Source organism: Halocatena halophila (assembly GCA_027563145.1).
GTDB lineage: Archaea > Halobacteriota > Halobacteria > Halobacteriales > Haloarculaceae > Halocatena > Halocatena halophila.
In genome coordinates this window covers 79,077-93,283 of the sequence record CP071307.1, presented here as the reverse complement: position 1 = coordinate 93,283, position 14,207 = coordinate 79,077, and the positions used below count along the sequence as shown (strand labels likewise).

The 14,207-nt window shown below is 51.8% G+C and carries 23 protein-coding genes; 14 read left to right on the top strand and 9 right to left on the bottom strand.

Going from position 1 to position 14,207, the window contains the following annotated elements; genetic code table 11:
* Nucleotides 1-191 precede the first annotated feature (191 nt).
* The gene (locus tag JXQ78_RS19205) at nt 192-467 is read right to left on the bottom strand and encodes an ArsR family transcriptional regulator (protein WP_456237578.1); all 276 of its coding nucleotides are present in this window, start codon (nt 465-467) and stop codon (nt 192-194) included.
* A 626-nt stretch (nt 468-1,093) separates the two neighbouring features.
* On the opposite strand from JXQ78_RS19205, the gene JXQ78_RS14600 reads away from it, so the two are divergent.
* From JXQ78_RS14600 to JXQ78_RS14585, 4 genes are all read left to right on the top strand, one after another.
* Nucleotides 1,094-1,234 carry a hypothetical protein gene (locus JXQ78_RS14600; RefSeq protein WP_407934071.1) on the top strand — a complete coding sequence of 47 codons (141 nt, stop codon included), beginning with the start codon at nt 1,094-1,096 and terminating at the stop codon, nt 1,232-1,234.
* Between the two features lie 114 nt (nt 1,235-1,348).
* Nucleotides 1,349-1,813, top strand: a complete 465-nt coding sequence (locus JXQ78_RS14595; RefSeq protein ID WP_330633258.1) for a MaoC family dehydratase — start codon at nt 1,349-1,351, stop codon at nt 1,811-1,813.
* A gap of 35 nt (nt 1,814-1,848) precedes the next feature.
* Nucleotides 1,849-2,694, top strand: a complete 846-nt coding sequence (locus JXQ78_RS14590; RefSeq protein ID WP_330633257.1) for an alpha/beta fold hydrolase — start codon at nt 1,849-1,851, stop codon at nt 2,692-2,694.
* Between the two features lie 111 nt (nt 2,695-2,805).
* Nucleotides 2,806-3,273 carry a nucleic acid-binding protein gene (locus tag JXQ78_RS14585; protein WP_407934079.1) on the top strand — a complete coding sequence of 156 codons (468 nt, stop codon included), beginning with the start codon at nt 2,806-2,808 and terminating at the stop codon, nt 3,271-3,273.
* A 149-nt stretch (nt 3,274-3,422) separates the two neighbouring features.
* On the opposite strand, the gene JXQ78_RS14580 is transcribed toward JXQ78_RS14585, so the two are convergent.
* Nucleotides 3,423-3,707 (bottom strand): hypothetical protein, encoded by a 285-nt coding sequence (locus tag JXQ78_RS14580; protein WP_330633255.1) that lies wholly within the window; start codon nt 3,705-3,707, stop codon nt 3,423-3,425.
* Nucleotides 3,708-3,725: 18 nt separating this feature from the next.
* On the bottom strand, nt 3,726-3,932 hold the full coding sequence (locus JXQ78_RS14575; protein ID WP_330633254.1) for a hypothetical protein: 207 nt from the start codon (nt 3,930-3,932) through the stop codon (nt 3,726-3,728).
* Between JXQ78_RS14575 and JXQ78_RS19080 the strand changes: the two genes are divergently transcribed.
* On the top strand, nt 3,849-4,178 hold the full coding sequence (locus tag JXQ78_RS19080) for an EamA family transporter (protein WP_407934070.1): 330 nt from the start codon (nt 3,849-3,851) through the stop codon (nt 4,176-4,178). The genes JXQ78_RS14575 and JXQ78_RS19080 overlap by 84 nt on opposite strands.
* A 159-nt stretch (nt 4,179-4,337) precedes the next feature.
* Here the strand turns inward: JXQ78_RS19080 and JXQ78_RS14570 are convergent, their stop codons facing one another.
* Both JXQ78_RS14570 and JXQ78_RS14565 read right to left on the bottom strand, forming a co-directional pair.
* A complete protein-coding gene (locus JXQ78_RS14570; RefSeq protein WP_330633253.1) occupies nt 4,338-4,784 on the bottom strand; it encodes a MaoC/PaaZ C-terminal domain-containing protein in 447 nt (148 codons plus the stop codon).
* Between the two features lie 584 nt (nt 4,785-5,368).
* On the bottom strand, nt 5,369-5,521 hold the full coding sequence (locus JXQ78_RS14565) for a hypothetical protein (RefSeq protein WP_330633252.1): 153 nt from the start codon (nt 5,519-5,521) through the stop codon (nt 5,369-5,371).
* Nucleotides 5,522-5,840: 319 nt separating this feature from the next.
* Between JXQ78_RS14565 and JXQ78_RS14560 the strand changes: the two genes are divergently transcribed.
* Both JXQ78_RS14560 and JXQ78_RS14555 read left to right on the top strand, forming a co-directional pair.
* Nucleotides 5,841-6,224 carry a RidA family protein gene (locus tag JXQ78_RS14560; protein ID WP_330633251.1) on the top strand — a complete coding sequence of 128 codons (384 nt, stop codon included), beginning with the start codon at nt 5,841-5,843 and terminating at the stop codon, nt 6,222-6,224.
* Nucleotides 6,225-6,227: 3 nt separating this feature from the next.
* A complete protein-coding gene (locus tag JXQ78_RS14555) occupies nt 6,228-7,181 on the top strand; it encodes an NAD-dependent epimerase/dehydratase family protein (RefSeq protein WP_330633250.1) in 954 nt (317 codons plus the stop codon).
* A 250-nt stretch (nt 7,182-7,431) separates the two neighbouring features.
* Here the strand turns inward: JXQ78_RS14555 and JXQ78_RS14550 are convergent, their stop codons facing one another.
* Nucleotides 7,432-7,587 (bottom strand): hypothetical protein, encoded by a 156-nt coding sequence (locus tag JXQ78_RS14550; RefSeq protein ID WP_330633249.1) that lies wholly within the window; start codon nt 7,585-7,587, stop codon nt 7,432-7,434.
* 184 nt (nt 7,588-7,771) lie between these two features.
* Complete coding sequence (locus JXQ78_RS14545; RefSeq protein WP_330633248.1) at nt 7,772-8,935, bottom strand: trans-sulfuration enzyme family protein; 1,164 nt, start codon at nt 8,933-8,935, stop codon at nt 7,772-7,774.
* A 264-nt stretch (nt 8,936-9,199) separates the two neighbouring features.
* Here JXQ78_RS14545 and JXQ78_RS14540 point away from each other — a divergent pair, with 264 nt between their 5' ends.
* From JXQ78_RS14540 to JXQ78_RS14530, 3 genes are all read left to right on the top strand, one after another.
* A complete protein-coding gene (locus JXQ78_RS14540; protein WP_407934078.1) occupies nt 9,200-9,520 on the top strand; it encodes an antibiotic biosynthesis monooxygenase family protein in 321 nt (106 codons plus the stop codon).
* Between the two features lie 174 nt (nt 9,521-9,694).
* Nucleotides 9,695-9,922, top strand: a complete 228-nt coding sequence (locus JXQ78_RS14535) for a hypothetical protein (RefSeq protein WP_330633246.1) — start codon at nt 9,695-9,697, stop codon at nt 9,920-9,922.
* Nucleotides 9,923-9,985: 63 nt separating this feature from the next.
* Entirely contained in the window at nt 9,986-10,891 is a 906-nt protein-coding gene (locus JXQ78_RS14530; RefSeq protein WP_330633245.1) for a DMT family transporter, read from the top strand.
* 305 nt (nt 10,892-11,196) lie between these two features.
* Here the strand turns inward: JXQ78_RS14530 and JXQ78_RS14525 are convergent, their stop codons facing one another.
* A complete protein-coding gene (locus JXQ78_RS14525) occupies nt 11,197-11,334 on the bottom strand; it encodes a hypothetical protein (RefSeq protein WP_330633244.1) in 138 nt (45 codons plus the stop codon).
* 80 nt (nt 11,335-11,414) lie between these two features.
* Nucleotides 11,415-11,792 carry a hypothetical protein gene (locus JXQ78_RS14520; RefSeq protein ID WP_330633243.1) on the bottom strand — a complete coding sequence of 126 codons (378 nt, stop codon included), beginning with the start codon at nt 11,790-11,792 and terminating at the stop codon, nt 11,415-11,417.
* A 101-nt stretch (nt 11,793-11,893) separates the two neighbouring features.
* Between JXQ78_RS14520 and nthB the strand changes: the two genes are divergently transcribed.
* From nthB to JXQ78_RS14500, 4 genes are read left to right on the top strand one after another with little or no spacing between them, the layout of a single operon-like run.
* Nucleotides 11,894-12,565 carry a nitrile hydratase subunit beta gene (nthB, locus tag JXQ78_RS14515; RefSeq protein WP_330633242.1) on the top strand — a complete coding sequence of 224 codons (672 nt, stop codon included), beginning with the start codon at nt 11,894-11,896 and terminating at the stop codon, nt 12,563-12,565.
* Nucleotides 12,562-12,855, top strand: coding sequence for an SH3-like domain-containing protein (locus JXQ78_RS14510; RefSeq protein ID WP_330633241.1), 294 nt, complete (start codon nt 12,562-12,564; stop codon nt 12,853-12,855). Before nthB ends, JXQ78_RS14510 begins: the two co-directional genes overlap by 4 nt.
* Nucleotides 12,852-13,499, top strand: a complete 648-nt coding sequence (gene nthA, locus JXQ78_RS14505) for a nitrile hydratase subunit alpha (RefSeq protein ID WP_330633240.1) — start codon at nt 12,852-12,854, stop codon at nt 13,497-13,499. The genes JXQ78_RS14510 and nthA overlap by 4 nt, the downstream gene beginning before the upstream one ends.
* The gene (locus JXQ78_RS14500; protein ID WP_330633239.1) at nt 13,496-13,891 is read left to right on the top strand and encodes a nitrile hydratase accessory protein; all 396 of its coding nucleotides are present in this window, start codon (nt 13,496-13,498) and stop codon (nt 13,889-13,891) included. The genes nthA and JXQ78_RS14500 overlap by 4 nt, the downstream gene beginning before the upstream one ends.
* Nucleotides 13,892-14,207 lie beyond the last annotated feature (316 nt).

The following is a 14,207-nucleotide window of genomic DNA, read 5'->3' as shown; positions in this document are numbered from 1 at the left end:
CACAGGCGTCGCTGTCGTGTTTCAGTTCGCGATTCGTGTTGACCGTCAGTTTGTGGCATCATTGTGTGTCTGACGCTTTAGATACTCCTATCTAATCAGCAGTCGGACCTAAGCAACAACATCGTTAGTGTAGCTTCCCCGCCGATACTAACAGAAATCAAAGTGGACTATTTTTCTGTATTTGACGGGATTTATGCAAAATTTTCGGTTCGAATTGTATTCCAGATTTCGGCACCCATCTCAGTACTTCCATACACACGATCTTTTCTCCGATCTTCGGACACAAGTAGCTCGATTAGTTCGTGGTCTCGTAATTCGCTTAACGCCCGTGAGATGTGTGACATTGAGTGGTCTGTTTCTGATGCAATCTGTGATGGAGTTGATGGCCCGGACACAAGATTTCGGAGTACATCTTCTCGATACGTCGAGGCGAGCACGAAACTAACGGTATCCCATTCTGTCGTCATTCTATCTCACAGTATACTTGCTATCTTCTTTGGTAGTCGGTGCCTATCAATCGAATCCGTCTGAATCAGTCGACGACGAGCAGCAGTGCCATTCCAGCAGTTCATGCGTGGAGATGTCGACAACTCCCCCAAATCGGTCCACTGACGCACTCGTGTACTTGGATACTGGTTGAGCAAACCCCAGCGACTGCGCCAACAATCGGTTGCTGACTCCTGAATCGAGTTCATTGAGAACCGACGAAATCTGCACTCTGGGAGTCGCGATGAGAATGCTAAATTGGAGGCCTCCTTGAACCAAGCTATGAGCAGATCCGAGTTCGACCTCGACAGCACGCTCTGCACACAGCCGATGCCCTCAACGCAGCTTTCGATCGGGTTGGGATCGAACCGTTCCTCTCGGTGTCGGACCTCTAGGCAAAGAGCGATGCCTACGGTCACAGCGCGAGCCTGACGTACCACTACTACCGTGACTGCGAAGAACTCGCCGAGGAAGCAGATCGGGAGCCCCAGGTCGGCATTGCGGTCGCCTCAGCCATCCACGCCGAGCGCCATGAGTCGTCCGTGGAGTTCACACCAAGTGCTGAGGCAGCTTCAGCCAACTCGACGACCGATACAGGCTCGGACTCGTGACGAACGGAGGGCTGGATACGCAGGACGCAAAGATCGAGTCGCTTGGCATCAGCGACTACTTCGAAGTGACTGTCCTCGCGGGCGTCGAGATCCCGCCGAAGCCTGCCCCCGAACCGTTCGAGTACGCGTTCAATTAAATAACTCATTCGAATAATCTATATTAAAATTCTATATTTATAATTTAATTATATAAATTATATAAATTATATTTCTATAACAAGACTTATTTACACGTAGAATTTAACGTAATTATGAGAGGTGAATATTTCGAGGATATCTCAGTAGGTGATACACACGAATTTGGTAGTTATTCGGTTGAGAAAGAGGAGATGCTCTCGTTTGCCACACAGTACGATCCACAGTCGTTTCACATAGACCCGGCAGCTGCTGAAGAATCACTATTTGGTGGTCTCGTCGCGAGCGGCCTCCACACGGCAGCCATTAGTCAACGATTGGTTGTCGAGAATGTTTTCCATGACTCCCGAGCTATGGGTGCAATCGGTGGCGACAAACTACGTTGGAACCATCCTGTTCGTCCTGGAGATACGCTCTCTATGACAGCCGAAGTCGTGGAGAAAAAGCCGAATGACGCTACTCATGGGCTTATAAAGTTTGAAATGACCACCTTCAATCAGAACGATATTGAAGTGATGTCGTTGATATTATCAGTAATATATCAGATACGGTCGGATACTGATGAAAAAGAAAGCAAGTGATGGTAAAACAGCATTCCACTACGCCATACTAATATATGACTGAAAAAAATCAATCCGTAGAACGGTATCGAGCGCGGCCAGACACCGTTTGTACAGATCTGGGTGAGGGACCGCCAGTTGTATTCGCCCATGGCATGCTGATGGATCGGACGCTCTTTACGCCCCAGCAGTTGGCGCTCTCGGAGACGTATCGGACCATCACCTATGATCTTCGGGCTCGAACGGACCGGTATAAGGGTCCATACGATCTGTGTGCTCTCGCTGACGATCTCGCTGCACTCCTCGATGCACTCGATATCGAATCGATTGTGCTCGTAGGGACATCGATGGGGGGATTCATGGCGTTGCGCTTTGCAAACCGCTATCCAGAGCACGTCAAGGGGATCATTCTGATTAACAGCATGGCTGAACCTCACACCGAAAGCGAACAAGAGCAGTACAGCCACTACGCAGCACAGGTGCGTGATCAGGGAACATCTACTCCATCACTACTTGATATTGCTCGTCACAATATGTTCGGGACGACGACTCTCTCAGAGAATCCCGGTCTGGTTAACCACTGGGTTGACCGATGGCGCACATATCCCGGTGAGGCTGTCTACCATGAAATCCATTCGTGGCTCGATCGGCCCGACTTCACAGCGGCTCTATCTAATATCACAGTTCCGATCTTATCTATCCATGGAGAGGAAAATAGCGCGATCGTCCCTGAGCGCACATCGTCCATGCTCAACGCACTTCCCCATGCACACCAGGTTCTGGTCTCCGATGCCGGCCACAGTGCGCCAGTCGAACGCCCTGACCCAGTGACTCATGCCATTCGGGACTTCGTATCCGATATTTCCTCACGACACCCACCAACTCTGTTTAGCGACTGGTGAGATGATGGGTACGTAGTCGGATGAGGGGCGGATTAAGCAACGTATGCTCGCGGTGTTTTCCATAGACTCATTGCGGGGGTCACCAACATCCAGAGCGATGAAGCTCGCCACCTGGCGTTAGAAGCTTCGGGATACGGTAATTCATTCGATGAAATCGACGCGCTTCATTTACTGTCTGTAGTTGATGAGCTAATTGTTCCGAAGACAGTGTATGAAGAGCTCAAAGTGGGTACGGTACCGTCTGCACTTACTCATATTGAATACGATATCGTTGAGAGTGAGGAAGATGAAGAGATTCCCATTGATTTGGATCCGGGCGAAACAGCCGCTCTTGCGGTAGCAGCTGAACGCTCGGCCGTACTACTATCTGATGATCTCGCAGCGAGAGACGCTGGCGAATCTCTTGGTGTCGAAGTTCATGGGTCAATGGGTGTTATTGTCCTCTCATACGCTCACGGAGAAGTAAAGAAATCAGTAGCAACTGAACAGATGAAGGCCCTCCAAACAGAGACAAGTCTGTTCATCACCGAAGCAATTGTAGAACGAGGGATCACACTGCTTGATGAAGTTGAGCGATGATGAAAACCGGATTCACAAATCAATATAATCAATACCAAGATCGAGGGATGTCTGAAGAAATGCACCAAAAATATTTATATTGTCATTTGGTAGTCAAGTAAGATCGTCACCGAGTTGGGAATATTTGTTATGATACTAACAAGCGAATCTCAATTCCGGACTGGGCGAGCGTTAATCATTTTTGTCCCGAGGATTTCGTCTTCGTGACCCGTCCGGTCATCAGTAAACAGACTCGCCTCCATCGTATCGATCGTGTCAGATGCCGCACCAAGAAAATGCGAGCGACTCGTTGTTTCAGCCAAGAGCCGCTGCATCGCCTCATGGTACACCTCCCGAATCGATTCGATCAAAAATTGGCGAAGGTGATGGCGATGAATGTGTCCGAGGGGGCTGATTGTGCGTCGATTCAGTGAGAAAACTCCGAGCCCCTTCATTCGCACACAGATTCTCGCCTAACCCAAGGTCGTCTGTAACTCCCAGAACGCATCCTCCGGAATCGATGCCTGTTCCGAACGATTAAGCGAAAACGCTGGAAAAATGCGACGCTGGGCCTCCGCTGTGAGTTCGTCTGCTCGTTGCAGAAACTCTCGTTGGGAGGGCTCATCATCTGGCTCCTCCAACGGTGGGAGGTCAGTCTCAAGCGAGCGGGTTTTACTCACCGGAACGGACACGCCATTCTCAGCCGCAAGTATACAGAGGGAGGTGACACACACCTTGATCGTATCGGACCTGTTCAGATCAATCTCATTGGGTACGTTGCCCCTATCTTCGCTGCGATAAACGGATGGATACTGCTACACGAACGAATTACAGAGACAGTACTTCTTGGTTTCCTGGCTATCATCGTTGGATTCTCAGTGGTGAAATTTGGCGAACTAAGAGAGGAAATACGACCCACTGAATGACATCTGAATAGACGTCAAATCCAAACATTGGAACAGATGGTCTCAACGTGAAGTGGCAGTCATAGTTGTTTTCTTATTCATTATTTTGATTCCCTTGTTGAACGTACTGTGCTAAGATGATGATTTGCCCCCACTCGCGTTTACCCACTTGTTGGTACATTAAGCCTCACCAGTCCGTTGATATCGCAATAGCATGACACCAGTGAACACTTCTTCATTGTCCTGATTGATAGTTTGCGTACTCATACTGACAATCCCAATATCGTCGCTCTGGGGCTCTTTGTCCACTGGCTCAATCTTTATTGAGAGGATATCTTCAGGTCGTACAGGCTGTTTCCAGCGTAGGTTATCGATACCGATCGCACCCCGAAGTTCAGCACCATTGACAATATTGTGAACGGCCATCTTTTGGGTGATCCCATACGTATAGAGACCGCTCGCAACGAGGCCCCCAAATATCGAGTCCTTAGCTGCCTCCTCATTTACGTGAAACGGTTGAGGGTCATACTTCTCAGCGAATGAGAGCATCTCCTCCTTCTCAACCGTATAGCTACTAGCTTCATGCGTTTCACCAATTGAAACTTCTTCGAAAAGCCCATCGATCATAGATTAAATAATATCTCCATTCATATAAATATTGTACAAATAAAAATTTTTATATACTGTTAGGAAATAATTTTATAGAAGTCAGCCAATAATCATTTAGCACTAGTACCTATCGATCGGTGCTGGAGCAATCGTCACGCACATGCTTGGTGATGTTGTGACAGCAGGCGGATTGTAGCCACTGCTCCCGTTTTCGGATTGGAAGCTACGGTTTTCGCCACTTTCGTACGATAATTGGGTCGCGAATAACGGCGTCTCTGCTCTCGGAGCCATCTCGGTTGTCACCTCGATCGCGGCTGTTACCAGTTTTTTGTGACTACAGCCACCACTCGTCGTCGTCCTCACGAACGTCTTAGGGGACCTTGGAGGGACGACTGCTAAGGTACCAGCAAGCGTCCTGAACTCTCAGCAGTTTGGCAGTCAAGATGTAGGGGTGTCCTAGCACACCCCCAACTCGTTGATAGATGGGGAATAGCAGAGCCCGATTCCGCTTCGGCATCGATCCAGTACTCCACCAGGTATGTGTTGTCTTCGTTCGACATGGGTTTCTCACTGCGGTTGGAGGACGCCACCAAGCGCGTGCGTCACTGCAGGCCGCCAAGTCGCTCGCGCATTGCGGCCGACATCTGGTCAGCGTCATCCATCACGTGCTCCCACACCCGATAGAACGCGCCTTCGGCCTCGGCGAGCGTGTCTCCCTGCGGTTCGACGCTGAGTCCACCGAGCTCGACAGCCACGCAAGTCTCGTGTTCGGCGGAATCGTCTGACTCGTCACTCAACCACACAGACCCTATGTGCTAGTCTCTCAACCAAATTCCGAATCCCTACATGGAGAATACAGGCGTGAAATGATAGCTGATAACATCTCATTTATAATATGAATAATACAATGTGGCCACAATATTTCTCTCATAGATCTCTTGAATTTCGACAACTGCGTGCCTTTATCTGTTACTGGAATAATTTTCAGGAAACAGTTACTACACACCAAGCAATTGGTTAGTATACAATGGTACAATCTGGACGATCAAAACAGACACTCGCGAACGAAAGCCAATGAGCCAACAACATATCGATCCCTGGGAATGGCAGGACGAATTCGGATATTCCCAGGCAGTCGAGATCACAGATGCTGACAGGGTTTTGTATTGTGCTGGCCAGACGGCGATGGATGCAGATGGCAATCCGGTTCATCCCGACGACATACGTGCACAAACGATCACAGTGCTAGAGAACATCGAAGTCGTTCTCAACGAAGCTGGCTTTGATCTGGAGGACGTCGTACAGATCGACTGCTATACGACAGACGTCGATCGGCTCATTGAGAATTGGGACCTGCTCTCCGATCAGTTCGACAAACCGAGCTGCACGCTGCTCGGGATAGAGCGCCTAGCATTCCCAGAACTGTTAGTAGAGATTAAACCGACAGCGGTGAAATAACTTATGCAAATATTCATTGCCGGAGCAACGGGGGTACTGGGACGACGACTCATCACACAGTTCGCAGATACCGGCCACACAGCGGTGGGCCTGACCCGAGACGAACGCGGGGACACGATCGTCGAATCGTGTGGTGGTACTCCCCGACGAGGAGACCTCTTCGACGAAGAGTCAGTCGTTCGCGCCGCAAAGGGGGCCGACGTCGTCATCCATGCGGCGACAGCAATTCCAACGGAAGACCCGTCACCCGAGAGATGGGAACTCAACGACCGAGTCCGACGTGAAGGCACCCAGACACTCACCACGGCAGCAGCCACCGTCGGTGCAGACCAGTACCTCCAACAGAGTATCGTCTGGGTTTCTCGCCCACCCGATGGAACCCCGTTCGATGAAGAGTCGGCCCGCCATCCAGACCCATCAACACAATCTGCAGCAGACGCTGAAGATATCTCCAGGGAGGCTGGCGGACAGTACAACTTCGACGTCGGTGTCCTCCGGTGTGGTTATTTTTACGCACCAGATGCATATCACACCCTGGCACACGGACAGGACCTCATCCAGGACAATAAACCACTGATCAAGGGCTCAGAGGCCGCAGACATCTCTCGGGTTCATGTGAGTGATGCTGCCAGTGGATTCGTCGCTGCTGCAGAAGAACATCTCAGTGGAGTGTGGCACGTCACTGATGACGAACCAGTCACCATGGCTGCGTTCTCTACTGCCCTCGCTGAGCGACTTGACGCACCCGCTCCGGAGTGGATCTCGGAAACAAAAGCACGCCAGGCAATGAGAGATGCACAAGTGAATCTTCTCACAACGCCGATGGTGACATCCAATGAGAAGCTTCGAACTGCAACTGAATGGGAACCCAGCTATCCGACGTACAAGACAGGGCTTGACCATGTCGTGGAAACGTGGGAGTCGGACAGAATGCTCACTGAAGACAGGACACAGTGAGCCCAACCTGACGAAAAACGTCGTCAAATGTAGTCGAGAGACTGAAAGCCAGAGTAACCACTGTCTGAAAAACATGTTTATGTCGAGATAGAAGTAGCCTGAAGTCGAACGAAGCGGTGGATACCCCACACCCGATTACAGTTCAAGCCCCGGGGGCGTTCGAATTCTCGACTGACTATCCTGACACAGCGTTCCAGACACTCGTTACCTTTTCCATCGATGACTACTGTACTACTGTCGCTCGAGATAGTTAACTCGCAAACAATCGGTGAACGTCGTGTTCGAACGCTTCGAGGTCGTTACTCGTGAGCTCGATCTCTGGATCACGGTAGTACGGCCAGTAGAAGTCAGAAGAACCTTCAATCGTTTGAAACACAGCCTGTTTGGAGGCGACCGTTGACGGCATAGTCGCTTCTTCAGCAAAATTGGTATAGATTGTGGTTATTTATAGTATAATATGATGTGGTGAAAAATAACCATACGTCTGCAGATCAGGGGAAGCCCCGCGAAAAGAGTCAAATATTATAGAATGATATAGCAGAGGTTAGAAAACGTAGCATCAAAACAGATGGATAGAAAGGGAAATACACCTACGGTAGCGCCGATTGGAGATCTTCACAGAGATCATCGACATCTTCGATACCAACAGAAATCCTAACCAGTGAATCGGGGATCTCCGCGGTAGCCGCCCCGTGGCTGACCTGGTCGGGGATCATCAGCGACGGAGCTTCGATGAGACTTTCGACACCACCGAGGCTTGCTCCAGGGGAGAACATCTCAAGCCCCTCGATGAACGCCTCGAGTTCGTCAGCCGTCCCGTCAAACTCGAAAGCAAGCATGCCACTGTATCCCGACATCTGTTCGGTCGCAAGCTCGTGTTGTGGATGACTTTCGAGACCCGGATAGTAGACACTGTCAACCCGGTCGTGAGATTCGAGGAACCGAGCGACCGCCATCGCGTTCTCCTCGTGGTGTTCCATCCGTGCCGGTAATGTCTTGATTCCTCGTCCGACAAGATAACAGTCGAACGGTGAGAGCATATTTCCGAGCCCGATTTGCTGGGAAAACGCCAGGGCTTCGTAGATCCCATCGTCGTCGGTGATGACAGCACCACCGATCGAGTCAGAGTGTCCGTTGAGGTACTTGGTCGTGCTGTGGACAGCAATGTCAGCACCCAGTTCGAGCGGAGCCTGGAAATACGGGCTTGCGAACGTACTGTCGACACCGAACGGCACGCCGTGATTGTCGGCGATATCGGCAATCGCACGGATATCACACAGACGCATCAGTGGATTCGTCGGTGTTTCTGCCCAGATCAGGTCCGTCTCCGAATTGACCGCCGCTGCGACGTTTTCTGGATCGCGAGCATCGACGAACTCGACATCGACGCCGAGGTGTCCGGCAACGAACTTCGTGAGCAATTTCTCCGTTCCACTGTAGAGCGACTCTGAGGAGACAAGGTGACCCCCCGGCGGAACTAACGACAACATTGTCGTCGAGATGGCTGCCATCCCCGAAGCGAATGCCAACCCGTGCTCGCCGCCTTCGAGACGAGCTAATTGCTCCTCGAGAGCAACTCGCGTCGGGTTACTCTCACGAGAGTATTCGTGCTCAATTCCACCACTCCTCCATTCGAATGTACTCGAGAGATGGACTGGTGGAATAACGTCGCTCGTTTCTCTGTTCGTCGCGGCCGCCCCGACTGCAAGAGTCTCAAAGCCGGCATCCTGGAATGGATTGTCGTGGTTCGTCATTGGCGGATCACCGTGAAACACAGTTTCGTGATAGTACACATCGACGATACAATCGAAGAGCCCATAGCAAGAATTCCCAGCACCGATACTTAGATCTGCAGATCTTGGTGGAACTGTACAATCAAAACGGCGCAAGAGATGGCTTACATAGTATCTAGTAATGGCCAGATAGTTGTAGACGAGAATGCGACCGAACGTTCATTTCGGGTCACCCTATACCTAGAAGAGAATCGTCTTATCCTCGTGATGAGTATACTCACACCAATGTATCTCGTTACATTTCGCCTCGATCCGGGAGAGTACGACAGTGAATTCCACGAATTAAACGACGTGATACAGACGGCTGCCGAGGACACTGATGGGTATCTGGGCAAACGAACGTGGAACGCTCCGGAGAGTGACGAGGTGCTCGTCGTCTATTATTGGGAGTCGCTGGACGCACTCGAATCGTTTGGAGCAGATCCTGATCACAAACAGGCAAAACAACGGTGGTCCGAGTGGTACGACGCCTACGAAGTCACTGTTACGGAAGTGCTCGAAACGTATGGGAGTGGCTTCGGCGATGATGCTGATCCACGTAGGTAGTGTCAAAAAGTATATCATTGAACGGTGAGTGTGCATACCGACAGGCCGGGAAGTACGTGGAATAGAATATCTCGTATCTTATATAAATGCGAAATCCATGCACTGGAATCAACAGTCACAACTTGTGAGCATTCAATTGTTGATTACGTTCAAAAAATACTCGACTTTGAGCTGATGGCTGCAACACAGGCGGCCGAAATACGCGGCTCAGAGAAGCTATCACCCGTCTCAAAGACTGTCTACGAGACTATCCGAGGCAAGATCCCACCACCAACAGAGGACCGACAGCTCACAAGAGATTTTGATCGAATGGAGCCACTCACCAGCGGTGGAGAACTCATCCAAGCAGTAGAAGAAAATCAAGGTGCTGATCTGCTTTCGCTTACTCTTTCGGTAGACTGATCCTCAAGGAATCATATTCCACTGAATAGCGCGATTCAATCAACACCTGGAAATCGATCTTCAATGACTCGATATCGTACAGCAGGACTGTTCATCCTCCTGGCACTCCTCTGGGGGAGCTCGTTCGTTGCCACTCGAGCAGCCCTCCCGTATATTCCGCCAGTGTTACTCGCAGCTGTTCGCTTCGATATTGCTGGGGTAGTAATGCTCGGCTATGCCATCGTCTCAACTAACCAGTGGTGGCCATCGTCACGGGCAGAATGGATCGAAGTTTTTGTTGGGGGAGTACTATTTGTCGCCGCTCACCACGCATTGCTGTTCATTGGCCAACAATACGTTACCAGCGCGGTGGCAAGTATTATCGTCAGTCTCGATCCAGTGTTGGCAGCCGTTTTTTCGAGTTTTCTGTTATCTAGCGACAACCTCTCCTGGAATGAGGTCGTCGGGATCTGTTTCGGTGTCTTTGGAACGACGCTCATTGCTAATCCCACATCACGAACACTCGTCACTGCTGATATACGAGGAGTTGGGTTGGTGTTTCTTGCTGCTGGGGCGTTTGCTCTCGGAGCGGTCCTCACCAAGCGCTATCCCACATCGATTCCGGTTCAATCGATGCAGGCGTGGATGATGCTTATTGGTGCGGTCATACTTCACGTTACGAGCGCTGGGCTTCCCAAAGAATCGCTGAATACAGTCGTCTGGTCGCCCGTTGCACTCGCTGCACTGGGCTATTTATCGGTTGTGGCCGCCGGTGTGGGGTATCTCATCTATTTTACCCTCCTCGATCGTATCGGACCTGTTCAGATCAATCTCATTGGGTACGTTGCCCCTCTCTTCGCTGCGATAAACGGATGGATACTGCTACACGAACAAATTACAGTGTCTGTACTTCTTGGTTTCCTGGCTATCATCGTTGGATTCTCAGTGGTGAAATATGACGAGCTACGGGAGGAAATGCAGATCTCTTGAATGATATCTGAATAGAAGTCCAGTATATGCATTGGAAAAGACCTTCTCAACTTGCCCATGCACCACCAGTTGAGAATTTCTGTTGATCACTGTATTATTCTCGTATTTGATGCATGAATAATGTGCTAAAGCTCCCTAGTTGGTATAATATTAAGTAAAGATAGCCGAGAATATTCATTAATTGTACTATTTTGTAAAGTGGGGTAGCCCAGCCGCACTCTCTATCAGGAAATCACGGAACGAACGGGGCGCTAGCCTACGCCAGTGCGCTTTTTCAGCGAGGTAAGCACATCGTGCATCGTCACCTACGGGACATCGCCGTAGGTGTCCGTGAAAAACACCTGCACCAGATGGTCGATTAGCCGCCACAACGAGTACAGCAAGCAAGCAAACGCAAAGTAGAAAAACCGCAGCACGAAGTCCTTTGAGGTCGTTTTCGCCATGAACCGCTTAACATGCTTGTAGCCGATCTCGATCTTCCAACGGTTGCTATAGAAACTTACTCGGCCTTCAACGGTCCCTGTCACGGTCCTGACGACATGAACACCACGTATCGTTCGTGACTCTCCTCAATCTGGCCTGAAAATTCTCTCTTGGGTAAGTACAGTAGATGGGTCTCGTGCCATTCGTTCTTTCCAAGGTGAAGCATACGCTTGTTGACCGTCGTCTCAACTCCGTGGTTCTCCATCCGGCCGGCAACGGCCTTTTTGCTCGTCTGTTTACGCTTCGGGAGAAGGTACTCGTAACCACGCTCAACGATCCTCTCCAGGACGTGCTGGCTGTCGAACTCGCGATCCATCAACACACGCTCGATCTGAATCAAATCTTCGGCAGACTCGAGGAGATCCGTGACAATCTCCACTAGAGTATCGCCCTTCCGGACTGGCCGAGCATCAAGCATCACCCGTGGCCCTCGGGTAACGGGTGGGCGAAGTCAGGTTGCCGGTCCGAGCCATCTGTTCGTACGACATTACTTTAAGATAGTTCGTAGTAGACGTTCTCATGGACGGGATACACGATCTCGGCGGGATGGACGGCATGGGTCCCGTCGAGCGAGAGGAGGACGAACCGATCTTTCACGAGGTGTGGGAGGAGCGGGTGTTCGCGATGCAGTTCGCGGATAGCGAGTACAACGTCGACGAATTCCGGCATGCGATCGAACGCATGGATCCGGCCTACTACCTCGGGTCGAGCTACTACGAGCACTGGCTCGTCGCCATGGAGAAACTCTTCACGGAGAAAGGGACCATCGATGCCGACGAATTACGCGAGCGGATCGACGCGCTGGGCACGGCCCGAGAGTTCGACGACGACCTGCCCGAACGGTTCGACTCCAATGTCGTCGAAGCGATGCGTGCGTCCCACGAGAATCGCTCATCAAGGCGAGACGAGTCGGTCACGCCGGCCTTCGAAGCGGGAGACAACGTGGTCGTGAAGAACAGCCACCCTGGGGGACACACCCGATGTCCGAGGTACGTCCGCCGCGCCCAGGGAACCGTCGCACGCGTGGACGGAGGCTTCTCGCTGCCCAATGCGAGCCCCCACGGGGAGGGGAAGATCGTGGAACCAGTCTACCACGTCCGATTCGACGCTGCTGAACTCTGGGGCGCCGATGCCGAGGGAAACAATGCGGTGTATGTCGACCTCTGGGAAAGCTACCTGGTGCCCCCATGAACGATCCCGCCTTCGAGCCACGGGACCGGGTTGTGGTAGGAGAGGTTTCCCAGGGCTACAAACGTCGACCCGACTACGCCCAGAATGCGAGTGGCATCGTTGAGTGCGTCCACGGAGAATACTTCCCGCCGGACACGGCCGAGTCGGAGTTCCTGTACTCCGTCCGGTTCGACCCCAGCGAGCTCTGGGAGGACTCCGAATCGAACCAGGCAGTCTACATCGACCTCTGGGAGAGTGCGCTCAAGCCCGACGACATGCGAGACGTCGAGAACGAACGACTACAACCATGAGCCAAGACCAGACCCCGGACGAGAACGGGAACGAACATCCAGTACCGAGAGACGCCGATCCGCAGGCACGGGCACGTGCCCTCCAGTCGTATCTGATCGAGGAGGAACTGCTCACGACCGACCAGATCGACGAGGTCATGAGCCTCTACGAGGACGAGATCGGTCCACAGAACGGCGCAGAGGTCGTCGCCAGAGCGTGGGTCGACGCCGAGTACCGCGAATGGCTACTTGAGGACGGCTCGGCCGCGATCGCCGAGGCGTTCGGTTACACGGGACCAGAAGGGACGGATATCGTCGTCGTGGAGAACACCGACGATGTTCACAATGTCGTCGTTTGCACACTCTGCTCATGCTATCCGTGGCCCGTGCTCGGGCTACCACCGACGTGGTACAAGTCACCGCCGTATCGCTCGAAGATCGTTAAATCGCCCCGGCAAACGTTACGCGAGGCGTTCGGCGTCGACGTTGACGCCGACGTGGAGATACGGGTCCGTGACACGAGCGCCGAGGTTCGCTACATGGTGCTCCCCCGCCGACCCGTGGGGACGGACGGGATGAGCGAATCCGACCTCACGGCACTCGTCACGCGGGATTCGATGATCGGGGTCGAACGGCTGGGTACCAAGCATGTGGAGGAGCTATGACTGATCTCGACGAGATCATTGCTGACCTGCGGGAGCGCGAAGAGTTTCCCGAGCGTGGAGGTGACCTCTCGTTCGACGCGCCGTGGCAGGCGCGTGCGTTCGCGACCGTGGTGACACTCTACCGGCAGGGATTCTTCGAGTGGAATGAGTTCCAGGCGCGGCTGATCGAGGCAATCGAATCGGCAGATACCGCGGACGATGAGGACATCGAAGATGTCTACTACCGCCACTGGCTTGAGGCGGCGGAACAGCTGTTGTACGACAAAGGCGTGTTGCGTGGAGATGTACTCGACCGTCGGATAGGGGAATTCGAGTCGGGCGAACGCGACGCCTCGGAGTTCGTCGTCGGCGTCGACCACGCCCACACACATACCCACAATCACGACCACTAACCAAGTCCAATCCTTCATCAAGGAAAGAATCCACTAACTCATTGGCAGAAATATCAGCATTATAGTCGTGCGAACCGGGTGGGTGAACATGAAGGTCGGCTTTGAAATACATAGCACCGTCAATACTGCGTTCTATTTCTTCCATTGGAGAGGAATATTTAGCAGACGAATCAACGATAGTTGTAGATTCAGCCATTTCTATAAATGATTCAGAAAGTAGTATTACGAGAGAATTTTGGACAGAGTACAAGAACATCACTCATCATATCACATAGTTTCATATATGCTACAATGATAACTGATAGTGCAAATTCTG